The sequence below is a fragment of the Desulfosarcina variabilis str. Montpellier genome (assembly GCF_048565275.1).
GTDB classification, from domain to species: domain Bacteria; phylum Desulfobacterota; class Desulfobacteria; order Desulfobacterales; family Desulfosarcinaceae; genus Desulfosarcina; species Desulfosarcina variabilis.
Genome location: NZ_CP159846.1, coordinates 3616155 through 3640035 on the forward strand (window position 1 = coordinate 3616155; position 23881 = coordinate 3640035).

Annotated in this window: 20 protein-coding genes, 2 pseudogenes and 1 riboswitch; of the genes and pseudogenes, 15 read left to right on the forward strand and 7 right to left on the reverse strand. The window is 52.7% G+C overall.

Going from position 1 to position 23881, the window contains the following annotated elements; genetic code table 11:
- Positions 1 to 8 precede the first annotated feature (8 nt).
- The 7 genes from Dvar_RS16430 (at position 9) to Dvar_RS16460 (ending at position 6607) form a co-directional block, all read left to right on the forward strand.
- Complete coding sequence (locus tag Dvar_RS16430) at positions 9 to 545, forward strand: 2-oxoacid:acceptor oxidoreductase family protein (RefSeq protein ID WP_419662770.1); 537 nt, start codon at positions 9 to 11, stop codon at positions 543 to 545.
- 88 nt (positions 546 to 633) lie between these two features.
- Positions 634 to 1734 carry a histidinol-phosphate transaminase gene (gene hisC / locus Dvar_RS16435; protein ID WP_419662771.1) on the forward strand — a complete coding sequence of 367 codons (1101 nt, stop codon included), beginning with the start codon at positions 634 to 636 and terminating at the stop codon, positions 1732 to 1734.
- A gap of 30 nt (positions 1735 to 1764) precedes the next feature.
- Positions 1765 to 2445 (forward strand): (d)CMP kinase, encoded by a 681-nt coding sequence (gene cmk / locus Dvar_RS16440; protein ID WP_419662772.1) that lies wholly within the window; start codon positions 1765 to 1767, stop codon positions 2443 to 2445.
- Between the two features lie 190 nt (positions 2446 to 2635).
- Complete coding sequence (locus tag Dvar_RS16445) at positions 2636 to 4378, forward strand: 30S ribosomal protein S1 (RefSeq protein WP_419662773.1); 1743 nt, start codon at positions 2636 to 2638, stop codon at positions 4376 to 4378.
- 235 nt (positions 4379 to 4613) lie between these two features.
- Positions 4614 to 5510 (forward strand): signal peptide peptidase SppA, encoded by an 897-nt coding sequence (gene sppA / locus Dvar_RS16450; RefSeq protein WP_419662774.1) that lies wholly within the window; start codon positions 4614 to 4616, stop codon positions 5508 to 5510.
- A 43-nt stretch (positions 5511 to 5553) separates the two neighbouring features.
- Positions 5554 to 6348: a ParA family protein gene (locus Dvar_RS16455; protein WP_419662775.1), complete on the forward strand. Its 795-nt coding sequence runs from the start codon at positions 5554 to 5556 to the stop codon at positions 6346 to 6348.
- The gene (locus Dvar_RS16460) at positions 6308 to 6607 is read left to right on the forward strand and encodes a hypothetical protein (protein ID WP_419662776.1); all 300 of its coding nucleotides are present in this window, start codon (positions 6308 to 6310) and stop codon (positions 6605 to 6607) included. Before Dvar_RS16455 ends, Dvar_RS16460 begins: the two co-directional genes overlap by 41 nt.
- A gap of 68 nt (positions 6608 to 6675) precedes the next feature.
- Here Dvar_RS16460 and thiL read toward each other — a convergent pair whose 3' ends face one another.
- Positions 6676 to 7653, reverse strand: coding sequence for a thiamine-phosphate kinase (thiL, locus tag Dvar_RS16465; RefSeq protein ID WP_419662777.1), 978 nt, complete (start codon positions 7651 to 7653; stop codon positions 6676 to 6678).
- Positions 7640 to 9670, reverse strand: coding sequence for a PAS domain S-box protein (locus Dvar_RS16470; protein ID WP_419662778.1), 2031 nt, complete (start codon positions 9668 to 9670; stop codon positions 7640 to 7642). The genes thiL and Dvar_RS16470 overlap by 14 nt, the downstream gene beginning before the upstream one ends.
- A gap of 94 nt (positions 9671 to 9764) precedes the next feature.
- Here Dvar_RS16470 and Dvar_RS16475 point away from each other — a divergent pair.
- The 3 genes and pseudogenes from Dvar_RS16475 to Dvar_RS16485 form a co-directional block, all read left to right on the forward strand.
- Positions 9765 to 9851, forward strand: a pseudogene (locus tag Dvar_RS16475) (gamma carbonic anhydrase family protein); the annotation flags it as partial.
- A gap of 15 nt (positions 9852 to 9866) precedes the next feature.
- Positions 9867 to 10244 carry a gamma carbonic anhydrase family protein gene (locus Dvar_RS16480; RefSeq protein WP_419662779.1) on the forward strand — a complete coding sequence of 126 codons (378 nt, stop codon included), beginning with the start codon at positions 9867 to 9869 and terminating at the stop codon, positions 10242 to 10244.
- A 473-nt stretch (positions 10245 to 10717) separates the two neighbouring features.
- Complete coding sequence (locus Dvar_RS16485) at positions 10718 to 10912, forward strand: hypothetical protein (RefSeq protein ID WP_419662780.1); 195 nt, start codon at positions 10718 to 10720, stop codon at positions 10910 to 10912.
- Positions 10913 to 11007: 95 nt separating this feature from the next.
- Here the strand turns inward: Dvar_RS16485 and Dvar_RS16490 are convergent, their stop codons facing one another.
- Complete coding sequence (locus Dvar_RS16490) at positions 11008 to 11805, reverse strand: alpha/beta hydrolase (protein ID WP_419662781.1); 798 nt, start codon at positions 11803 to 11805, stop codon at positions 11008 to 11010.
- A 248-nt stretch (positions 11806 to 12053) separates the two neighbouring features.
- Between Dvar_RS16490 and Dvar_RS16495 the strand changes: the two genes are divergently transcribed.
- The 5 genes and pseudogenes from Dvar_RS16495 to Dvar_RS16515 all read left to right on the forward strand — a co-directional run.
- Positions 12054 to 14897 (forward strand): AMP-binding protein, encoded by a 2844-nt coding sequence (locus Dvar_RS16495; RefSeq protein ID WP_419662782.1) that lies wholly within the window; start codon positions 12054 to 12056, stop codon positions 14895 to 14897.
- Between the two features lie 302 nt (positions 14898 to 15199).
- Entirely contained in the window at positions 15200 to 15940 is a 741-nt protein-coding gene (locus Dvar_RS16500) for a class I SAM-dependent methyltransferase (RefSeq protein WP_419662783.1), read from the forward strand.
- Complete coding sequence (locus Dvar_RS16505) at positions 15849 to 18059, forward strand: PKD domain-containing protein (RefSeq protein WP_419662784.1); 2211 nt, start codon at positions 15849 to 15851, stop codon at positions 18057 to 18059. The genes Dvar_RS16500 and Dvar_RS16505 overlap by 92 nt, the downstream gene beginning before the upstream one ends.
- A gap of 397 nt (positions 18060 to 18456) precedes the next feature.
- A complete protein-coding gene (locus tag Dvar_RS16510; RefSeq protein WP_419662785.1) occupies positions 18457 to 19542 on the forward strand; it encodes an ATP-grasp domain-containing protein in 1086 nt (361 codons plus the stop codon).
- Positions 19543 to 19733: 191 nt separating this feature from the next.
- Positions 19734 to 19856, forward strand: a pseudogene (locus tag Dvar_RS16515) (hypothetical protein); the annotation flags it as partial.
- A 72-nt stretch (positions 19857 to 19928) separates the two neighbouring features.
- On the opposite strand, the gene Dvar_RS16520 reads toward Dvar_RS16515, so the two are convergent.
- From Dvar_RS16520 to Dvar_RS16535, 4 genes are all read right to left on the reverse strand, one after another.
- Positions 19929 to 20729, reverse strand: a complete 801-nt coding sequence (locus Dvar_RS16520; RefSeq protein WP_419662786.1) for an ABC transporter ATP-binding protein — start codon at positions 20727 to 20729, stop codon at positions 19929 to 19931.
- A complete protein-coding gene (locus Dvar_RS16525) occupies positions 20726 to 21736 on the reverse strand; it encodes a FecCD family ABC transporter permease (protein WP_419662787.1) in 1011 nt (336 codons plus the stop codon). The genes Dvar_RS16520 and Dvar_RS16525 overlap by 4 nt, the downstream gene beginning before the upstream one ends.
- Positions 21733 to 22719: an ABC transporter substrate-binding protein gene (locus tag Dvar_RS16530; RefSeq protein ID WP_419662788.1), complete on the reverse strand. Its 987-nt coding sequence runs from the start codon at positions 22717 to 22719 to the stop codon at positions 21733 to 21735. The genes Dvar_RS16525 and Dvar_RS16530 overlap by 4 nt, the downstream gene beginning before the upstream one ends.
- A gap of 98 nt (positions 22720 to 22817) precedes the next feature.
- A riboswitch (cobalamin riboswitch) is annotated at positions 22818 to 23004 on the reverse strand.
- 178 nt (positions 23005 to 23182) lie between these two features.
- Positions 23183 to 23812 (reverse strand): hypothetical protein, encoded by a 630-nt coding sequence (locus Dvar_RS16535; protein WP_419662789.1) that lies wholly within the window; start codon positions 23810 to 23812, stop codon positions 23183 to 23185.
- Between the last annotated feature and the right edge of the window lie 69 nt (positions 23813 to 23881).

Here is a 23881-nt window from a genome sequence, read left to right on the forward strand (position 1 = left end):
GAGGCTTCATGCAAAGCGAAATCAAGTTTGCCGGCTTTGGTGGCCAGGGCATCCTGTTGATCGGCAAGATTCTGGCCCATGCGGCCATGGAAGAAGGCTATGAAGTGGCCTGGGTCCCATCCTATGGCCCGGAGATGCGCGGGGGCACGGCTTATTGTACGGTGGTGATCGCCGACCGCCCGATTGGTTCACCCATCATCAAAAACCCGCTGCACCTGGTGGCCATGAACGGCCCCTCCCTGGAGAAATTTGCGCCCACAGTGAAAAAGGGCGGCATCATCTTCGTCAACAGTTCGTTGATCAATTTTGCATCAGGCCGGGATGATGTGGACGAGTTCAATGTCCCCGTGATGGAAATTGCCAAGTCGGTGGGCAATATGCGAGCAGCCAACATTGTGGCCCTGGCAGCCTTTGTCGCCCGCAGCAAGCTGGTCTCCATGGAAACCTTGCGCAACTGCATCAAGGAAGAATTCAGCAATAAACCCAAGCTGATCCCCCTGAACATGAAGGCTGTGGACGCCGGCGCCAATGCGGCCGCCAAATAGTGCCTATCCAAAAAATGACCCAGTGTCCCAATAAAAACAACACTGCCGGGCTACTCGCCCGGCACTTTTATTCGACCGGTAAAAACGTATGAAATTTAGTATTCCCGATTATATTCAGTCGATTGAGTCCTATGTTCCCGGAAAACCGCTGGAAGAACTGGAGCGCGAGTACGGTATTAGCGATTCAGTCAAGCTGGCATCCAACGAAAACCCCTTGGGGCCGAGTCCCATGGCCCTTGTTGCCATCCAGAAAAGCTTGACGGCATTGCATCGCTATCCCGACGGTGCCGGCCACCGGTTGGTCCACCGGATTGCCGAGTTCAATGGAATACCCACAGAAAACATTGTCATCGGCAATGGGTCGGACGATATCATTGCCCTGTTGATTCGTGCCCTGGTGCAGCCTGGTGATCGCGTGGTGATTCCCCGTCCGTCCTTTTTGATGTACAACATTTCGGCCAAAGCTGCCGGGGCGGTGATCGATGCCGTGCCGTTGAAAGACATGGCCATGGATCTGGATGCCATGGCCGCATGCGTCGACGATACAACCCGGCTGGTGTTTATCTGCAATCCGAATAATCCAACCGGTACCATTGTTTCCCAGACCGCGTTCGATCGTTTTATGGCGCGCATGCCCGAGCATGTGGTGGTGGTGGTGGATGAGGCCTATATCGAGTTCGCCCGAGACCCCGAATGCCTTAAAACCGGTCGGTCGGCCGATTTGGATCGTCCACTGGTGACCTTACGGACGTTTTCCAAAGTTTATGGCCTCGCCGGTTTGCGAGTAGGCTACGGCATCATGCCGGCCATGCTGGCCGAGATGCTCCACCGGGTTCGGCAGCCGTTTAACGTCAATGCCCTGGCTCAGGCGGCGGCCATTGCTGCGCTGGACGATGCCGATTTTTTGAACCAGACCCTTGATCTGGTGCACCGTGGGCTGGATGCGTTGTATGCCGGTCTGGACCGTTTGGGGCTAACCTATTATAATACCCAAACCAATTTTTTTCTCATTGACGTTGGCCAGCCGGCCCAGACCGTCTTTGAAAAAATGCTGCATCACGGGGTGATCGTCAGATCCATGAAAGCCTATGGATTTCCAACCTATATTCGCGTAAACGTCGGGCTGGAAGGGGAAAACCAACGTTTTCTAAAGGCCCTGGAAGCGGTTCTTTTCCCAGACAAAGCATAAAACGTGTCCGTCCAGAAAAGGGAAAAACCAATGCCATCTGCCCAACAATTGTTGATTACCATCGACGGCCCTGCCGGTGCCGGTAAAACCACGCTCAGCAAGATGCTGGCCAGGGATTTGAAATATCGGTACCTGGATACCGGCGCGTTGTATCGCGCTGTCGCCTATGCGATTCGGCAGCAGGACATCAATGCAGACGATGATCAAGCACTGGCCAAGGTGTGCGCCGACCTTCAGATTGAGTTTGTCGAGGATCGATTGTTATTGGATGGGGTCGATATTTCGAGCCGTATTCGAACACCGGAAATCACGATGCTGGCATCCGCCGCATCGGCGCGTTTGCCGGTAAGAAAGGCGTTGCTTGGCATTCAGCGGAAAATGGGGCAACGCAAGGGGCTGGTGGCCGAAGGGCGAGATATGGGAACGGTGGTTTTTCCCGAGGCGGATCTCAAGTTTTTTCTTGATGCCTCGATTCGCCAGCGGGCGCTGCGCCGTCATGCCCAGTATGCTGAAGATAACAACGAACAGAGTATTGAAGACATCGAAACGGACATTCGCCGGCGGGATGAAAATGACAGCAACCGGGATATTGCCCCCCTGCGACCCGCACGCGATGCCATCATCATCGACTCGACCCGCCTGCCGGCTGATCAGGTGCTTGAGCGGATGTTGACCCATGTCCATCAATTGACCTGCTCGTCCAAGTGTTAGGCGATTGGCCGCAAAACCGAATCGTGCTGTGGTTGCACGTAGGAAAATAAGGTTTGATTAAGCGGCGATGATCTGAATCCAAATAAATCATTGCATTTTATCTATCGTTTCTGTATGATCCTTAGGCTATACTGCATATGATATTATTTGCAGTAAATAAAATGAGGCCTAAGGGGGTAATGATCAGTCCATGGACAACTTTTTAGACAACGAATCAACCGAAGAAGAACAGATCGAGAAAGACAGCGTGACCGGCGAGAGCATGGCCGAACTCATGGATCTCTATGAAGAGAGTTTCAAGCGTTTTGCCGAAGGAGAGGTCGTCAACGGAAAAATCATTTCCGTGGATAAAGACCATGTCCTGGTGGACATCGGATATAAATCCGAGGGGCAGATTCGCATCCGTGAGTTTGAAGAGGATGGTGTGATCAAGGCCGAGGTCGGCGACACCGTCGAAGTGATGGTGGAATGGTGGGACGATGAAAATGAAGTCGTCGTGCTCTCCAAGGAAAAAGCCGAAAAGGTCAAGGTATGGGACGACATCAAAAAACGGCATGAAGCCGACGAGACGATCACCGGAACCATCACCAGTCGTGTTAAAGGTGGTTTTTCCGTGGATATCGGTGTGCAGGCGTTTTTGCCGGGATCCCAGGCGGATCTGCGGCCCATCCGCAACCTGGACGAGATGGTTGGCAAGGAATTCGAATTCAAAATTCTTAAGTACAACCGTAAACGGAGTAACATCGTCCTTTCACGGCGGGTCTTGCTGGAAGAAGAGCGCGAGGAAAAACGTGCCAAGACTCTGGCATCCATCCACGAAGGAAAAGTGGTACCGGGGATTGTCAAGAATCTTACCGAGTACGGCGTGTTTGTCGATCTGGGCGGTGTTGATGGGTTGCTGCACATCACCGATATTTCCTGGGGACGGGTCAAACACCCCTCTGAGCTGTTCAGTGTAGGGGATGAAATTGAAGTCAAGATTCTCAGTCTGGATCTGGAGCGTGAGCGTGTGTCTTTGGGAATGAAACAACTGACCGAAGATCCATGGGCCAGCGCGGTTGAAAAATACCCTGTGGGTTCCCGTATCAGTGGCAAAGTGGTCAGCCTTACCGATTACGGTGCGTTTGTCGAGTTGGAAGAAGGAATTGAAGGCCTTATCCACGTGTCAGAAATGTCTTGGACACGGAAAATCCGTCATCCCTCCAAAGTGGTTTCGGTGGGGGAAATCGTGGATGCCGTTGTGCTTGATATCAAACCTGAAAACCGACGGATTTCGTTGGGCATGAAACAAGCCGCGCCCAATCCGTGGGATGTGATCAGTGACAAATATCCCGTGGGGACCACCATTGAGGGGAAAATCAAGAATATTACCGATTTCGGTCTTTTTATCGGTATAGACGAAGGCATCGACGGCCTGGTCCACATTTCCGATATTTCATGGACCAAACGCATCAAACATCCCTCTGAAATCTACAAGAAGGGTGATTTGATACAGGCCATCGTACTTGAGATCGACAAGGATCAGGAGCGTTTTTCACTGGGCGTGAAACAGCTCCAGACGGATCCGTGGGATACGGTTGCCGAGCGTTACGAAGTCGGCAAGGAAATTACCGGCACGGTGACCAATGTAACCGATTTTGGTGTCTTTGTTGAATTGGAAGAGGGTATCGAAGGCTTGGTGCACGTTTCCGAAATCAGCAAGGAAAAAATTAAAACGCCGGTGGGCCAGTTTGAAATGGGCCAGATGTTGACCGCCAAAGTGATGAACATCAACAGCGACGAGCGCCGCATCGGATTGTCGATTAAACGACTCGACATGGAAGATGACCAGGAATTGCTCAGTGAGTATGTAAACAATATGGGGCCGGCAACGTCCAGTTTCGGTGAAATCCTTCGCGAGAACTTGCAGGAAAAGCTGAATAGCGAGGAATAGCGACCCCCACTAGACGAAGAACCCATGAATGCCGGCGGATTGGCCTGTAAAGAGGCCCGCCGGCATTTTCTATCTAGTGCCCATCCAGAAATGGCCAGTTTGCCCGATATCGGCGTTGCGCGAAAAATTTAATCCTCGGAATATCAACTATATGCCTGTGGTTAAATTTTTCTTCGCGCCTTGATCTCAACCAAATTTTCATATTTCTGGATGGACACTATCTAAGGAACCCGTCATGTTTGCCAGACGACATCCATACTTATTTTTTCTCCTGACTTCCTTTTCGATTTTTACCGTGTTCGCCATTGGGGTGATGGGCATGGCCATGTGGATGAGCCGCTCAACCGATGATTATCAGGGTGAAGCGGTTGGGGTGATCGAGATCGACGGTGCCATCGCCAGCGCCCGTGAAACCATCGAAAATATAAGGCATTTCCGTGAAGACGATGATATCAAAGCCATTGTCATTCGCATTAACTCTCCTGGCGGGGCTGTGGGGCCTTCACAGGAAATATACCGAGAAATTCGCAAAACCACTGAGAAAAAAAAAGTCGTGGTGTCCATGGGTGCCGTTGCAGCATCCGGTGGATACTACATTGCCTGTGCAGCCGATGGTATTGTGGCCAATCCGGGTACGATTACCGGAAGCATCGGCGTTATCATGGCCTATACCAACTTTAAGCAGTTGCTGGACAAAATTGGCATGGTCCCTGTGGTCATCAAAAGTGGTCCCTACAAGGATACCGGTTCACCCACCCGGCAAATGCGCGACGATGAGCAGGAACTCCTGCAGTCAATTGTCAGCGGCATTCATCAGCAATTTATCACCGCCATTGCCGAAGGCCGAAAAATGGATCGTGTACTAGTGGAGGCGTCTGCCGACGGACGCGTGTTTACCGGTGAGGATGCCAAAAAAAGAGGGCTGGTGGACCGATTGGGAAACTTTGAAGATGCGCTTGAATGGGCTGGCATGATGGGTGGTATTGATGGCGATGTGGTACCGGTGTATCCCCGTGAAAAAAAATTAACCCTTTTGCGCTACCTGCTGTCCACATCCATTACGCGTTTGATATCAAAGGTCGTTTATCCTGACATCGAAGCGCAATACCGCTATTTGCCTGAAACGTTTTAGCCCATCGGCCTTTTTGCCGACGGATCGAAAGTGGGAAAGGGGTATGCGAAAGATTGCGGTGGCGATGGCCAAAGGCGGTGTGGGAAAGACCACCACAGCCGTAAACCTGGCCCATGGGTTGGCCCTGGCGGGAAAACGCGTGCTGTTGGTGGATTGCGATACCCAGGCTCAGACGACAACCTTCCTTGGGGTATCACCGCCCCATGGGCTCTATGAATTCATTACCGGTCATGATGGCAATGGAAAAAAGATCCTGAAGAAGGAAGCCATTTGTGCGGCGCGGAAAAACCTTTGGGTGCTGGCTGGCGGGATCAAGCTGGTGGAATTGAAAAACTGGCTCGGTGAACAGCCCCGTGACCAGCGTCATGCCGTTTTGGGGCGAAGCCTGATCCCTAAAAATGACGGTCTGGACTACCTGATTTTTGATTGTGCGCCGGGTTGGGACGTATTGAGCGTTAATATCCTCATGGCGGCCACCGAGGTGCTTTGCCCGGTGGCGCTCCAGGGACCTGCACTGGAGGGATTGAAAACCTTCTTCGGTTATCTGGTGTCGGTACAGCAGCTCAATCAATCCCTGCGATTACGGTATATCCTCCCAACCATGTTTGATCGCCGCACCCGTCAAAGCCATGATATCTATAATCGTCTCAACCGCCTATTTCGCAAACAGATATGTGCGCCAATCCATCATAATGTAAGATTGGCCGAGGCACCGGTTGAGGGGTTGAGCATTTTTGAATTTGCTGGTAGCGCCACCGGTGCGAAAGATTACCGCAAGCTGGCCAAGAGGTTGATTGATGACGGAATCAGACAACAAACCAATCCCCGATTTTTTTAATGACAATCCGCTGGATCCGGTCTCCCTGGCAACGGGCAAGGTGTCGTCGGCCAAACCAACGGCGCCCAAGAAAAAAGTAGGCTTTTACCTAAACGAAACCATACTCGATCGATTCAACCGTAAGTTTCATCAGCTTAAACTTGACGGTGTGGCCATCGACAATAAATCCGTACTGGCAGAATTGGCGCTTGAATTTGCCCTGGACGATATGGATCGTGGTGACACCAGCAGGCTGATGGAAAAATTGTCTGGCCGATAGCCTTTTCCACATATGCGAAGTATCGGGTAAGGCGGGCGGGTTCAAGAACGGGATCCACACGTTTCTTTTTAGCTAAAATGGTTGTACCCACCGGAAAGCGTGCGCTTTTGGCCGTCGGGAAGCTTGAGCATGCGCCCGGCTGCGGCTTCGGTAACCCTGCCTACCGGGATCAATGATACTCCTTTTTCTTCCAGTTTGTTTTTGCCCGCTAAACTGACAGAAAACAGCAATTCAAAATCTTCTCCTCCGGAAAGTGCGAAGGCATAAGGATCTTTTCCCATCGTGTGGGCCGCACCAATCACCGACGGGTGAAGGGGAATATCGGTCAGCGTTATTTCAACGCCGGTTCCACTTTGGTCACAAATATGGTTGACATCGGCAGCCAGACCGTCACTGATATCGATCATGGCGCTGGCTTCTGGAGCGATGCGTGGTGACAGGTCCAATCGGCATTGGGGGGCCAGATGCTTGCTTTTTAAATAATCAGGAGGAGTTAAACCCGCCAATAACATGGCCAGACCTGCAGCGCTGCCACCCAAGGGGCCGGTGACGCATAATACCTCTCCGGGCCTCGCATGGCTCCGCAAACAAAGGTTTTGTGGTGATACGCGGCCCAGCAGGGTAATGCTGATGGTGATCATCCGGCCGTGGGTGGTGTCTCCACCGGCAATCGTGATATCATAGCGACGGCAGGCCTGGCTCATTCCCTGGTAGAGCGCTTCGGCCCACTCCACCTCGGTGTCTGGCGTCAGGGCAAGGGATACGAACATGAAGGTGGGAATTCCGCCCATGGCCGCAATATCGCTGGCATTACAGGCTACCGATTTTACACCGATTTGTTCTGCTGATGCCCAATCACAACGGAAGTGACTCTTCTCTACCAGCATATCCGTGGTAACCAACAGATAATCACCATTAGAGAAAACCTTGTTGATGACTGCAGCATCGTCACCGATTCCCATGACCATATTGGGATGGGAAGTGGCGGATCGGTGAGACAGACGGTCGATGAGGGCAAATTCGCCACCGATTTCATTGATTTTCATTCTCGGTGGTTCCTAGCATTTCTTTTATCTTTTGAGAAATTGATGCCAGGCGAAAAGGCTTTTGGATAAATCCTTGACAATGCGGCATCAACTTGCGGCCGATCTCTCCATCTTGGCTGTGCCCACTGGAGAGCAAAATGCGAATATTGGGTTTCATTTCACGAAGGCGCTGAATCGTTTCATGAACATCACCATCAGGCATGATCATGTCCATAATCACCAACGCTATTTTATCCGACGATTGTTTGAATTGCACCAATGCATCATTGCAATTTTCTGCCGTGATGGGGTGGTACCCCAATAAGTTCAATATTTGCTGACCCAAAAGAAGAAAATCAGTTTCGTCATCGACCATCAAGATCGTCTGCTTGCCTTTATCCATAGCCCTTGCATCCTCCGGTGTGGTTTTTTTTGTCTCCGGACAGGCGGGTAGCAGTACGCTGAATCTTGTGCCCATCTCCAGCTGACTGGTAACATCGATATACCCGTTGTGATTTTTAATGATTCCATAGGTGGAGGCCAACCCTAAACCGGTACCCAGACCCATTTTTTTTGTCGTAAAAAAAGGCTCGAAGATATTTTTCCGGGTTTCCTCATCCATTCCGTGACCCGTGTCGTCGACAATTAGCATGGCATAATTGCCGGGAATGATCTCGTATGGTCGTTGGATATCACTGGTGAGAATCGTAGGCTTGGTTTCGATGGTCATTTCGCCACCCATGGGCATGGCATGTAAAGCGTTGATCATCAGATTTAAAACAACTTGCTCAATCTGTGACCGGTCCCCCCGGATTGAAGGGGTTTCAGCACAAAGGTAGGTTTGAACGCTGACCGGTCGGTTGGTGAAACCGAATATATCAAGCGTGTCTTCAACCAGCTGATTGAGATTGATTTCAGTTAATTCTGACTGACCTCCCCGGGCATAGCCTAAAATTTGACCCGAAAGCCGGGTGCCGCGTTCAACGATCTGACTGACCAGATCCAGCCCCTTATGATGCGGGCTGTCGGGGGAGAGTTGATGACGAATAACCTCGACATTGCCCTGGATGCCCGCCAGCATATTGTTAAAATCATGAGCGATACCACTGGCAAGGGTGCCGATGGCCTCCATTTTCTGGGATTGGATCATTTGGCGTTCAGCTTTTTTTCGGTGGCTGATATCTCTCACACAGGCGACTCGACAGGGGCGCCCGCCCAGTTTGCCTGGTCTTGATCGCAATTCAACGGGAAAGGTTCGGCCTGTGGTCGAGCACACGGTTGCTTCATAAACCTGATCTTCGCTATAGACCATTTTTTGTTTCACCTGATGATTGTTTCGTGGCGCAACAAAATAACGGACCACATCCAGACCGATGATTTTTTTGCGGGGGCAATCAACCATGGCTGCAAAAGCCTCGTTGACTTCAAGGGCAATCCCATTTTCATGGAATAGGATTCCCTCGGTTGTCACCTCTGAGAAGAGCTGATAGCGGTCCTGATTTTTGGCTATCTTTTTTTTGTTATTCTCATGGGCGTTTTTTTCTTCCTGAAGATGCGCCTTGATTTTTTGCAATTGCTTCTGTTGCAATTGGATCAGAGTTCCCAATCGGCTCTTTTCTCTTTCGAGCTTGGTCGCATTAATGACGTACTGGGTTATGTCATGACCGATACATAAATGGGATGTTGTTTTTTTATTGGCATCATCAACTGCATGGCTTGACCAGACAATCCATACCGGCTTGCCGTTTTTACGGCGGCATTCGAACAACTGATGAGCATCCTTTTTTGTCTGCTGGCTGGTATTTGCGGATGGATTCAACACATTCAAATGACAATGCGCATTTTCCGGAAAGAGTGTGTCCAAAGCTGTTGATCCAATGATTTCAGGCTGCTGATAGCCGAAAAAATGTAAGCCAAAAGGGTTGAGAAAAGTGATTTGTCCCCTGTCATCCAGACCGAGGACGATACAATCAAGATCAGCCAGGTGAGCGTTTCTGGTAGTCAAAAGAGAAGATGGTGATGCAGTGTCTGTTGGCATTGTTTTGTATTGGCCTTATTGCTCAGTGGTGCATCATTAACAAGGTCTCATACTAACCTGATTGTATTATTTTTCGCAAGGACTTTAAATCGTTATCGGCAAAAATGTGTTTATTGCACCCACTGCGGTTTTAATCGGTGACGTCACGGTTGGTGATGGAGCCAGCATCTGGTTCAATGCCGTTTTGAGAGGGGATATGGCACCGATTGTAATTGGTGCCAATAGCAACATTCAGGATAACTGCACTATCCATACGGATGCCGGCATGCCGGCTCAGATTGGAAATAATGTCACCATTGGTCACAATGCCGTTGTCCATGGCTGCACGATCGAGGCTGGCGCGTTGATCGGCATCGGTGCCATTGTGCTCAACGGTGCGCATATAAAAACACGATCGGTAGTGGCCGCCGGCTCAGTCGTGCGCGAAGGCGCCCATGTCGGACCGCGCCAGCTGGTTGCCGGATCGCCGGCGATTGTAAAGAGAGAGCTAAGTCAGACGATGCTGAAAAGGATTGAGCACGCGCCCGATGAATATCGGGCGCTGGCGGACAACTATTTGGGGCAACACATCTAACGGTTACCGGTCCACAATTATGGTCGATTTGCTCAAAACAACACTTGACACACGCTTTATATCTCTATAAAATTTTTATATTTAAAATAAAATAACCCTTCTGTGAATTTTACGCCAAGCAACTTCAAAACGCTGCCTATACTGCCTACTCTATTTTGCGTGTGACCCTTCGTCTGTGGTTGACAGTGATTTGTTCAAGGACGTCCAAGATGAAAAGAATTATCAAAGGATGCCTACCCGGCTCCCGGAAAGCAAATATGCATTCCGGGAGGGGAACGTCACCATATTTGTCACGCTGACCTTTCGGTGATGCAGTTCGCCTGCGGTCGGAAAAGGTCGGTGGAAAGAAACGGCGCTGAAAAAACGCCATGACTCCCGTAACCCTATAGACGTCGTGCATCTCCATAATAGAGGGCCAATGGGCATTGATGGAGGGCACGAGGGAGGCTAAACACCCCCCAAGGAGGTGTCAGATGAAATTCTCCGATATCTTTGTCCCCCGCTGGCAAAACTCCAATCCTGAGGTTCGCAAACGGGCCATTGAGCGACTCAAGGACATCAAGCTGCTCCAGCAAATCGCGGAGAAAGATGAAGATCCCGATGTAAGCCAGGCGGCAGCCATTCGCTTGGAGAGTTTGCAGGTGAAGGAAACCATATCCTCTGATTGAGAGGGACAACGGACGTCAGCAAGCCCGGGCGGTCATCCTTCGCTCGGGCTTGCTGCGCGATTGGAAATTTCAACCATAGTGTTGTAACGCTAGGCTCAAGAGAGCTTCTCGGCCAGACTGGCAATCGTTTCCAGATATCGATCCAGGCCACGCATGAAAATATCGTTATGATTGGCCCCCGGAATCTTGACCAGCACTTTATCGACGGCAGCGCTGGCGTCAAACAATGCCTGACCGTCACTAAAGGGGATGATGTGGTCGAACTCGGCGTGGATGATTACCGTTGGTTTTCCCACCTTGCCGATTTTGTCCACATTGGCAAACCCTTTGGATTCATCGAATCCAATGCGGTCCGGATTCACACCCAACAACCGCAGCAGCGGTCCAGCCCAGGCAAATCCGCTTTCAACCACCAGCCCGTCGATTCGGTCAGCATGAGCCGCGGCTAGTTCCAACGCGGACGCACTGCCAAGCGAACGCCCCATGACAATTCGCGGGCCATTGAAGCCGTTTTCCCTTTGCCAGTTTATGACAAAATCGAAGACACCATGACAGTCCGCCATCATGGCCGATACCGACGGGCTGCCGCCGGAGCAGCCGTAGCCCCGGTAGTCTGCGACGATGAAATTGATGCCCAGACGGTTAAATAACGGGCCGATATCATCGTAGTCCGGGGCGACTTCACCATTGCCGTGGAAAAACAGGATGATTGGACCAGTTGGATGGGCGGTATGAAAACATGCGCCGATACCAAGGTTGCCATCGACGGGGATCAATATCTCTTTGAAGGTTGCCGTGTTTGCCCGGGGGCCGATTGTTTTCCGGGGGTGGAAGAGATTCTGCAGTACTTCGGACCTGTCTAAAGCCGTATAATCGCCAGAATACGTGGACATGTATTTTCCCTTTCCGCGCAGCCTTGACGCTGATGAACTGACGTTAAAGATGGGCGTGAGCTTTCTCTTTTCAACATATAAGTGTATACTATAAAAAGATTTCTTTTTGTCACCGTGGATGTGACTGGTTTCCTATGGACGATTGAACTTATTTTAAATTGATACTCTAAATTATAATTTCGATTTAGTAAACCCACAGCAATACCATAGGCTGGGTCAACGGTTGATATTTACAGGGAACAATGAAAATGTCATCGTTACCACCTAACAATACCGGGCAAACCAACCCAGGGATCGAAACGGAATCCGAAGCTGAGACCGTTTGCCGTTTGGCCGCCCAACTGGCCGAAGAGATTGATCCCCGCCGCAGGAACCTGCGTGTCGAACTGGATAGCTCCTTGGATCGCGATTTAGGCTTTGACAGCCTGGCCAGAATGGAGCTGCTATCGCGGCTGGAAAAGGCCCGGGGCGTTTCTCTGGGCGAAGAAATCATTACCACGGCTGAAACCCTGAGAGACTTGGCCCGCGCCTTGGGGCAGGGGGCTCGCGTCCAGGTCGCCGAGGACCAGCGCCGGGTTCTTCCCCAGCGGGATCACCACCTTTCGGGGATTGCCGATGAGGCCCGGACCCTGGTGGAGGTGTTGCAGTGGCAGGCGGCCAGGGCGCCGGACCAGGATCATATCCTGTTGATCGCCGGTGACGACGGCCCCCTTGCGCTCAGCCACCGCCAACTCCTCGATCGGGCCACCGACGTGGCCGCCGGTTTGCGGGCACTGGACCTGCCCCCCGGCACCCCCATCGCGCTAATGCTACCCACCGGCATCGACTATTTTTTCGGTTTCTTTGGCATTCTCCTGGCCGGCGCCGTCCCCGTTCCCCTCTATCCACCCGCACGGCCATCCCAGTTCGAGGACCATCTTCGCCGCCACCGGCACATCCTCGACAATTGTCGGGCCCGGATGCTGATCACCGTGGCCGAGGCCAGACCCATGGCCAGGTTTCTCAAGGCCCAGGTGCCCTCCCTGGGCCGGATCATCACCATCGACGATCTCAAAGGAAACGGCAACACCGGCAGCTTGCCATTGGTCTTGCCCGATAACACCGCTTTCCTCCAGTACACCTCGGGAAGTACCGGCATCCCCAAGGGGGTTATTCTCAGCCATGCCAATGTATTGTCCAACATCCGGGCCATGGGGCGGGCCATAGGTGCCGGTCCCGAGGATGCCTTTGTCAGTTGGCTGCCCCTGTACCACGACATGGGGCTGATCGGGGCCTGGCTGGGTAGCCTCTATCATGGGTGCCCGTTGGTTATCATGTCGCCGCTCTCGTTCCTGGCGCATCCGGATCGCTGGCTGTGGACGATCCACCGCCACCGCGGCACCCTGTCGGCGGCACCCAATTTCGGCTACGAACTGTGCCTGAACAGGATCGACGATCGGCTCCTCGACGGTTTGGATCTGAGCTCCTGGCGCATCGCCTTCAATGGTGCTGAACCGGTGAGCCCGGAGACGATCGACCGCTTTACCCGCCGATTTGCCCCATACGGGTTTCGGCCTGAAACCATGGCGCCCGTTTATGGCCTTGCCGAATCTACTGTCGGTCTGGCCTTTCCGCCAATGGGCCGCAAACCGCTGATCGATCGTGTGAGCCGCCAGTCACTGATGAAAACTGGCGTGGCCGTTCCCGCTGCCGACGATGATTCCAATCCGCTTCATCTGGTTGCCTGCGGGCGGCCGCTGGCCGGGCATCAGGTGCGGATCGTCGACGCCGGTGACCGTGAGCTGCCCGACCGCCACGAGGGACGCTTGCAGTTTTGCGGACCTGCGGCAACCAGTGGCTATTACCGTAATTCTAGGGAAACCGCAGCCCTGTTTCACGGCCGGTGGCTTGACACCGGTGACCTCGCCTACCTGGCCGGACAGGACCTGTATCTTACCAGCAGGGTCAAAGACATCATTATTAAAAGGGGCCGCAATATCTGCCCCTATGAACTAGAAGTTGCCATCGGCGGGATCGACGGCATCCGTAAAGGCCGCGTGGCCGTCTTTGGCGCGGCTGACGCGGATTCTGCTACCGAAAAACTGGTGGTGCTGGCGGAAAGCCGCAGCCGAGATCCTGCGGTACTGGCCGGCCTGCGCAAGCGGATCATCAATCTTAGCGTCGATATCATCGGCGTGCCTGCAGACGATGTGATCCTGGCGCGACCCGGCACAGTCCTCAAGACCTCAAGCGGCAAGATCCGCCGGTCTGCGAGCCGGGAGCAATATGAGCAGGGCAAGATCGGGCGGCCACCCCGGGCGGTGTGGTGGCAGTTCGTCCGGCTGACGGCAAGCGGATTGATGCGGTGGACCGGTCAAGGGATGCGCCAAGCAGCGTCGATGGCTTACGCGGGGTATTGCTGGTTGATTTCCGGCATCCTGACCGCGGTGGCGGTGGCCCCGATTTTCCTGTTGCCCTGGATCGGGGCCCGCTGGTGGATGGCCCGGACCGCCGTCCGGCTGCTGGCCCGTCTTACCGGCACGCCCATCGTGGTTCACGGACGGGAACAGTTGGCGGTGGACGCGCCGCTGATTCTGGTGGCCAACCACCAGAGTTACCTGGACAGTTTGGTGCTCATGGCAGCGCTGCCGATGCGGGTTGCTTTTGTCGCCAAGGCCGAGCTGGCTGGAAACGTCTTGCTGCGCCATCTGCTGACCCGTCTGGATGTTGTTTTTGTCGAGCGGTTCGATAGCAAACAGGCCGTGGAGGATGCTCGACGGCTGGGTGCGCTTGCCGCCGGCGGCCAATCCCTGCTGTTTTTCGTTGAAGGCACCTTCCGGCGGATGCCCGGACTGCTTCCCTTTCATATGGGGGCTTTTCTGATCGCTACGCAAAACGACATGGCGGTGGTACCGTTGACTATCCGGGGGACGAGGTCCAAATTGCGTGCCGAATCCTGGTTTCCGCGCCGGGGAGCGGTGCATTTGTTTATCAGCCCGCAACTGCGGGGCCGGGCACCCGGCTGGGATGCGGCCCTGGCCTTGCGCGACGAGGCACGGCAGCTGATCCTGCGCCATTGCGGCGAACCGGATCAAGGCGCAGACGAAGAATAGATGTGGATTAATCTCTTGACAACCAACGGATAATTCAATAGATATTTTGGCTAATGCGGATGGCTGAAGCCATCCTGACTTCATCTGATTAATCTTAATACAATTTACGCCTGAATGGGACTGCTTGACAAAATTGCCAGGCATTCCCGAAAACGAACGCGAACCACGGAGGTTCATCTTTCCATTGGAAAGATAGCTCCGTGGTTTTTTATTTTGTAGAAACAATGGTCTTCATTAGGTAACCGATTTATTAGATGCCATGAAGCATATCATGCTATCGCTAAATTTTAAAAAGGGTCCTCATGGAAAAAACCAAAAAGGTCATTCAAAAGTATTGGGATTGGCGTAGTACAAGTTTCGGCCACGATGCGGACAAGTCTGCCGCGATCGCCTCGCAATGGGAATCGATCGTGACCCAGTGGGCCGGTGCCGCTTCCGGCAGGTGCGCCCTGGACATCGGTACCGGCACCGGGCAATTTGCGGTTTATCTGGCCCGGGCCGGTTTTTCAGTGACCGGCATCGATATTTCCCCGGCCATGGTCATCCGTGCCCGGCAGTATGCCGCCGAGCAGCAGTGCGCCATTGACTTTCAGACCGGAGACGCAGAGGCCCTGGCCTTTGACGATCACCAGTTTGATGTAGTGGTATCGCGCAATTGTCTGTGGACCCTGCCCCATCCGGACCGGGCCCTTAGCGAATGGCGGCGCGTGCTCAAGCCCGGGGGGCACCTGATGGTATGCGATGGCCTGTGGAAAAATACCACCTGGATGCGGACTCACCGCCTGGCCTATAAGTTGATCAAAGATCTGGGGGTAAATGGGAGCAGGGTCTCCCTGCGTTTTTTCCGCGCCTATGCCGGTATTTATAAACGCCTGCCATTTTATGAAGGGCTGCGTTTAGACGCGGCTGTCAAACTGTTGCAAAATGCCCGGTTTAAAAATATCCAGCCCTATGATACATCCCGTCTGCAGGTATGCCCGTACCCGGCAAAACGGACAAACCAGGCGCCCCCGCCGTTTTTCATCGCCGCCGCCACGCGATAGGAAGGGCGTTTTTTACCCGGCCCCGTCATCCTCACGCCCAGGCCCTGATGGCCAGCCGGATGGATATCGTATCTATCAGCGTACTGAAGGCCAGGCGTATGACTATACGCAGCCTGTTTGGGAAGGTGCCAGTACGTCGTGCACAGTTTATAACCTTGCCTACGATACCACCTATTATTTTGTTGCCCGCGCATACGTGGGGGCAGATGAAAGTGCTGATTCCGGAGAGGTTTCGTTTTCGACACCTTTAGCGGCCAACTATACCATCTTGGCATCGATTAACGGTGATGGGGCAATTTCCCCTGCCGGAACGGTGACGGTGGTTGAAGGTGCCGACCAATCCTTTACCATTACACCAAATGCCGGCAGCACCATTGTTGACGTTTTCGTCGATGGTGTGTCCGTTGGCGCCGTCAGCACGTATACATTTACTCAGGTTTCCCAAAACCACACCATTAGTGCTCATTTTGATTACATCACTTATACCATTTCGGCGTCGGCCGACACGGGTGGCAGCATTTCTCCCACCGGCAGTGTCAGTGTCAATGATGGCAGCAGTCAGGGATACACAATAACGGCAAGCGCAGGCTACCAAGTGGCGGATGTACTGGTGGACGGTGCCTCGGTTGGCCCGGTTTCCAGCTATACCTTTGATCAGGTGAGCGAAAACCACAGTATCCACGCCACGTTTATTGTCGATACCGTTACGATCGCCTCGTCTGCCGGCACAAATGGAACCATTTCACCGGTCGGGAGTGTGAATGTGCTGATTGGCGGCAGCCAGACATTTACCATTACGCCGGACAGTGGTTATGTGGTGTCAGATGTCTGGGTCGACGGTGTGTCGATTGGGGCGGTGGACGCCTACACCTTCTCCAGTGTGACTTCAGACCATACGATCAATGCCGCCTACAGCGAGGAAAACCTGGCGCCTACGGCAGATGCAGGGCCCGATCAAACGGTCGAGGAAGGCAAGACCGTCGTGCTGAGCGGTTTGAACTCCATTGATCCGGATGACGGCATCGCTGCATTCCAATGGGTGCAGATCCAGGGTGATCCGGTTGCCTTGACCTCTTCCAATGAGCCGGAAACGACATTCACCACACCCAATGTGGATTCTTCAGGGGCTGCCTTGGTTTTCGAATTGACCGTAACCGATTATAGTGGGGCGATTTCCACGGACAGCTGTATTGTCAATGTCACCTGGGTGAATTTACCGCCCAATGCCGATGCCGGTGTTGATCAGACGGTACAGGAGGGGGATCAGGTGCTGCTGGATGCATCCAATTCAACAGATGCGGATGACGGTATTGCATCATATGCTTGGAAACAGGTGAGTGGTCCGGTGGTCGCATTGTCGAGTACTGATTCAGCCGCTCCCTTCTTCATTGCACCCGATGTCGAATCTGCCGGTGGATCCTTGGCCTTTGAGGTGACGGTTACCGATAACGGCGGATTGCAGGACACCGCCACCTGCCTGATCAACGTGACTTGGGTGAATACCCCACCCGTGGCTGACGCGGGTTCTGATCAGAGCGCGACAGCAGGGGACGACGTCTTCCTTGATGGCTCAAATTCATACGATGCCGATGACACGACGATCACGTCCTACCGGTGGTACCAGACCAATGGCGTTCCGGTTGAACTTTCCGATGCCACTGCCGTGAGTCCGGTGTTTACGGTGCCTGCCGGCGCCGAGGACGGTGGGCCGCTGGTATTTGAACTGACGGTTACCGACGGCGGCGGCCTGCAAGCCAAGGATCGTTGCCAGGTCAATGTCCAAACCATGGAGCCGACGTTGCATGTTTCAATGATTAGGATCCAATTGAAGCAAAAGGGTCCGAACGTTGAAGCAAACGCCTCAGTGACGATTTTGGATGATGCCGGAAATATCGTAAAAGAAGCGATGGTAACGGGTCATTGGACCTATAACGGAGATCCGATGAATACGGTAACAGAAATAACCCGAGGTGATGGCGTCGCTGTCCTGAAAGCCGATTTAACCAGGGCAAGGCCAGGTGCGGAATTTGCGATAGAGATTACCGGGGTTGCAAAGGATGGATATATTTATGATTCCGCTGCCAACCCTGTCACTCAGGAGATGCAAATTTTTCAATAAACTACGGTGACGCCAATCATTCAAGCTTGGCAGACCTAAAAACCGTGTAATGAGATTTAAGCAGGGTCAGTGATGGCCCTGCTTTTTCTTTTCCTATCTCATAAGCTTGACTGAAGAATTTTTCGACTGGATGCTTACTATTTATGGTGAGTAAAAAGAGGCGTAAGCTTTTACCATATCACGCACCTGGATTCTAACATAATCCCAAATTTTTATGGAATTCTACCATGATTTTTGATATAGGCTGAACGCTTACAATTTCCATTTTTTTTACCCTCACCCCAACCCTATCACACACAGGGAAAGGGGATTGATCGAAACCCATTACCATTTAAAACACAAATTGTATCCATAACTTATTCAATTGACTTGAGGCACTTTGGGAGAATCACTTAACATGACCGTCCGTATCGCCATTCACGAATCTCCAGTTACCTTCTCGGATCGCTGGATCGAAATTTGCCGTTTAAGGGAAATGAATTTTACCTGTGTTAGTGGATATCATACCGATATTATTTCCACTCTGCGCGATTATGATTTATTTCTTTGGCACTACCACAACTGGGAACCTCTCTCAATGATGGTCGGACCTCAAGTATTGGCTGCAGCTCAAAGCATGGGATTAAAAGTCTGGCCTGATCATAATACTTCCCGGTTTTACAATGATAAAATTTATCAGAGATATCTATTGGATGCCGTAGGTGCACCATCTATTCAGACCTATGTTTTCTATGATCTCGAGTCCGCTCTTGAATGGATAGAAACGGCTACTTTCCCCAAGATATTGAAACTTCGATGTGGCCGCCGATCGAGAAATGTGAGGCTGATCGCTGATAAAAAAGAAGCAGCGAGGGTTTGCAAGGTTTCCTTCAGGGAGGGGTTTTATCGTAGAAAGATGGATGAAAGCTTTTGCTATCCTGATTATCATTTCGGAGAAGTAATCCATCGTCGCGATCATTCTGCCGACAGCAGGCGAGTGAATGCTTCTGCTTACTGTAAGGATTTTACCAAACGTATTCTACGGTCCATCAAACACCCATCACAGTTGTGGGAGAATCTTTCTCAACGCGAGAGAGGGTATGTGTATTTTCAAGATTTTCTTCCCGGTAACACGTTTGACACGCGTATTATCGTCATCGGCAATAGAGCATTTGGTTGTGTGCGCGATAACCGCGACAATGATTTCAGGGCCTCAGGTAGCGGGCGTGTTGATGTTAATGTTGACCGTGTGGATTTGGATCTTGTCAAGCTCTCCTTCGAAACCGCTAAAAAGATGCAAGTTCAAAGTATGGCTGTTGATTACATCTACGATGCGGAAAAAATGCCTCGAATTGCCGAAATAAACTACAATTTTTCTACCGGTTTGGTGGGAAGGTGCCAGGGATACTGGGATACTGATCTGAATTGGCATGAGGGGCATAGCCGTGCTGAAGATGCTATTTTGGATGACCTCATTGCGTCGGCAACCACTAACCAAACTTGACGGCACAGGTAAAAAATAATTACCCCATCCTGCTTGTCCTTGCACCCGTCTACGGCGTTCCATCCGCCGGCACAGATTCCAACAAATATGCACCGGCGGATGCGCCTTGTAGACGAGGCGCAAATCCGGAGCAATCTGGTGTAATTATTTTTTTACCTGCACCCTAATGTGGTGGTCACAACGTCACCGAGGCCGGATATGCCGTTGGATTCAACGATGCTTCCTATTTTACGCGGGTATTCCGGGAAGTGGATGGAAGTTCTCCGAAGCGCTATACTGCTCATGGGGGGCGTGCGTTGGCGGTTGAGGCATAGCGGGGGTGACAGGGGTGATCCGTTATCGGTTGTCGGTGATCGGTGGCTCATCAGCTCATCAACTCACCAAGATCATCCAGTTTCAGTTGACGGTTGGCGATCGGGAATCAGACTCACCCGCGGCCAGGGACCGACAGGACTGGTATCGACCCGCAGCGGGCAGCCGTATGCCTTGGAAAGCACTTGTGTATTGATGACCGCCTCAGGCGGCCCGCAGGCAGCAATGCGGCCATCGACCAGCAGGAGCAAACGATCGGCATACATGGCGGCCAGATTGATGTCGTGGGATACCATGACCACCGTTGTCTCACGTTCGGCTCGCAAATCAGCCAGAATTTCCATCATGCGAACCTGATGGGCCATGTCCAGGGCGGCGGTGGGTTCATCCAACAGAATCAGTTTGGGGTGCTGGCAAATGGCTCTGGCGATCTGGGCGCGCTGGCGCTCGCCACCGCTAAGCCGGCTCACGGGACGATCCGCCAGGTGGGTTAGACCGGCGTATTCAATGGCCTGCCTGGCAAGCGCCAGATCCGCTTCACCTTCCACGCCCAGAATGCCTAAATAGGGTGAACGGCCCATGAGCACTATTTCACTTACGGTAAACGGACTGTCATCGGCAATGGACTGGGAAACATAGGCGATCAACTGCGCCAGTGCTTTCCTTTTGTACTGCCTAAATGGGCGGCCAAAAAGACCGATTTCACCGCTGGAGATCGGCAACAGCCCGGCCAGGACCTTGACCAGCGTGGTTTTCCCTGATCCGTTGGGACCGATGATGATGAACATCTCAGATGGCTGCACAGTGAAGGTCAACTCCTCGAAAACGGATTTGCCGGAATACGCACAGGTTATTTTCTCAACATTGATCGTCATGTTCTGGATTGCCTTAATAGCGCTATGAACAGCGGCGCCCCGATCATGGCCGTGATGACGCCGCCGGGCATTTCGCCCTGGGCCGGCAGGACCCGGGCCAACAGGTCGCACCCCACCATGTAGGCCCCGCCCCCGAAGATGCAGGCCGGCACCAGGATGCGGTGATCCGGACCAATGGCAAGGCGCAGCAGGTGGGGAATGACCAGCCCTACAAAACCGATCAAACCGCATTGACTGACCGACATGCTCACCATCAGTGAGGTCGTAACCAGCAGTACCAGGGTTACCTGACGCACCCGCACCCCCATGGAGGCCGCCATATCACTGCCCAGAAGCAAAAGATTCATTCGATTGGAATGGATGAATACCAAAAAAAAGCAGGGAAGTAGAATGGCTGCGAGAAATCCCACATGATGAAGCTGGGATGCGGAAAGATCACCCATCAACCAGAAGATAATGTTGTGCAGGCGCGCATCCTGGGAGATGGAAAGTAAAAACATGATCACCGCGCTACAAAAGGCATTGACCATGACGCCCGACAGTAAAAGCGCGTCTTTGACCATCAGGGTGCGGCCTGAGCTGACGATGATGATCAGCAATAAAGTGGTCAGACTACCGATAAATGCGGTGAACCCCACGCCTTGAATGCGGGACAGCCCTAATAAAATACCGATAATGGCGCCGATGGCCGATCCACCGGAAATACCCAGGATGTATGGTTCGGCCAGGGGATTTTTGAGTAGCGCCTGAAACACCAAACCGCCCAGTGACAGGGCCGCGCCGACTAATGCGGCAAGCAGTACGCGGGGCAATCGGATACGCAAGATGATGGCGCATTGCGTGGCATCCACGGCGTCACGCTGGAAAAAAGTTTTCCAGACAGTATCAATACCGCTGCCCGATGGGCCCATGGCCAGTCCAAACAGCATGGCAACGGCCAGTAAAAGGAATAGTACCAGACTTACCAGGATGATCTTGGCTGGGACAGAGGCCGGGATCTTGATCATGATTGGGGCTTTCTGAAACGATCCGGATGAATCAGGCGGGCCAGCATTTCCAGCCCATCCACCAGGCGCGGGCTTGGACGGTCCAGTACATCGGAGTCTACAAGATAGATGCGGTCGTTTTTTACTGCCGGCATGGCGTCCCACTGCTGCCAATCCTGCTTGACCTCTTCAAATACGGCTTGCCGCGCCATGGAGGTGATGATTATGACTTCCGGTCGCAGAACGATGACTTCTTCCTTGGAGAACCGCGGGTAGGGGGTCTTGCCCTGGGCCAGGTTGATGCCGCCGGCCATGGTGATCAACTCGTGAAGAAAAGTCGAGGTGCCTACGGAAACGATCGGAGAAACACCAATCTGAAAAAACACCGTTGGCCGATGAGAGGCTCCGGCAATGCATTGCCCGATATAATCGATTCGGGTGCGCATATGGCTGACAATGGCCGTTGACCGGTCGGAGACATCCAGCAGCCGACCCAGTTCCTCCATGGTTCCCATTACCGCTTTTAAATTGCGCGGGTCCACGGCGTAGACGGGAATTCCCATGCCTTCCAGTTTACTGATGGCCGTGATCGGATTGCCGTCCTTGACGGCGATGCAAAGATCGGGGTTCAAGGCCACGATTTTTTCGACATTCAGATGAACATAGGAACCCACTTTGGGCAGCGACCGGGCTGCGGCCGGATAGTCGCTGAATTGTGTTGCACCGACCAGACGATCGGAAAGCTTCAGGGCAAAGAGGATTTCGGTGATGCTGGGGGCCAGGGAGACAATCCGCATGGGATGATCGGAAAGCTGAACCTTGCGCCCTAATTGATCGGTGACGGTTTTGGCGGTGCTGCAGGCCGGCAAGACCAGAATAAGGCCCCCCCACAGGATCACCAATAGCAGCGCCAGGCATGTTTTTCTTTTGTGACCGGCCGCCTTTGGGGGGCGGGTTGAAGGGCCGTTCACCCTTAGCCGGTGGTGGGTCAATTGATTTCGCATGGTACCTATCTAATAAAAAAACCGCCCTTTGGCGATACAAGGCGGACGTGCCGGCTCAGCTGCCACAGCAATGAATCCGCCTTGATCCGCGAAGGCGCGTTCAATCATGTCATCCGAGCAGGTCTCCTGGCTTGTGGATCGTCCCACCGGACGCCTCTTCCCACCGATCGGCAGTGGGCGGAATGCGGTGTTTATCCCCACTTACAGTGGCGGGTCCGCAGCGGATTTTCACCGCTTTCCCTGCTGTTTATGCTTGGCTAAGGAACCTGGATGACGATGAATGGTTTGCTTTTCGTTTATGGTTCCCAAGCGTTTGTGATGCTGTTCTTTATCGCTTACGATTCAGCACAGTCAACCTTCTTTTAAAATATTGTCGATGAAACGCCAATATTACAAAATTGAACTTCAACACCCCAAACCAAAGGTTCCATCAACCAGCATCCAGGAATAAAAACAGCGCCCGCTATCCACAAATCCGCGGCAGGCCATGGGTTTCGCGGATGTCCATGAGTTTTTGCAATGCTTCCCGCATCTTGGTTTCAGCTTGGGCGTGTGACGCGATTTTTTCGTCCTGGGTGACCAGATCAGGGAAAATGGCCCGTGCCTTTTCCTTTTCCTGATTATCAGCGTAGGCGATGACCTGTAGCCACAAACCGGCCAAGGCATGGTCCTTGTTATCCGATTGGGCGGCGGTGTGCCCGTATGCCTGGGCCACTTCATGTTTGCAACTCACCAGGGCTTCAAGACCGCTGAACGCATCTTCTCCCACCCTTTTTTTCAATTTTTGCATATCCTCAGAAAGGGTGTTGGCTGCTGCTTTTTTTTGATTGTGCTCGTCCATGGCACCGGATATGGCTCCTGCAGCGGCGCCGGCACTGGCCCCGTAAACCGCACTGCGAGCAACGGCTTCGCCGACATTCCCGCCAAATACCAGTGCTGTGACCAGACCGCCGACGGCACTGACCGCACCACCGACGGCCGCGCCTTGACCGCTTTTCTGTACCGTCTGCTTGGAACAGGCCCAAAAGGAAAGCGTCATGGCCACCAGGCTAAGGCATATTAACTTTCGATATAATTGTTTTTGGCTTCTCATGGGCACCTCTCGTATGAACGGGGTTATGGTTTAGGTTTAGGTCGGGATCGCGTAAGCCTCGATTTTTTC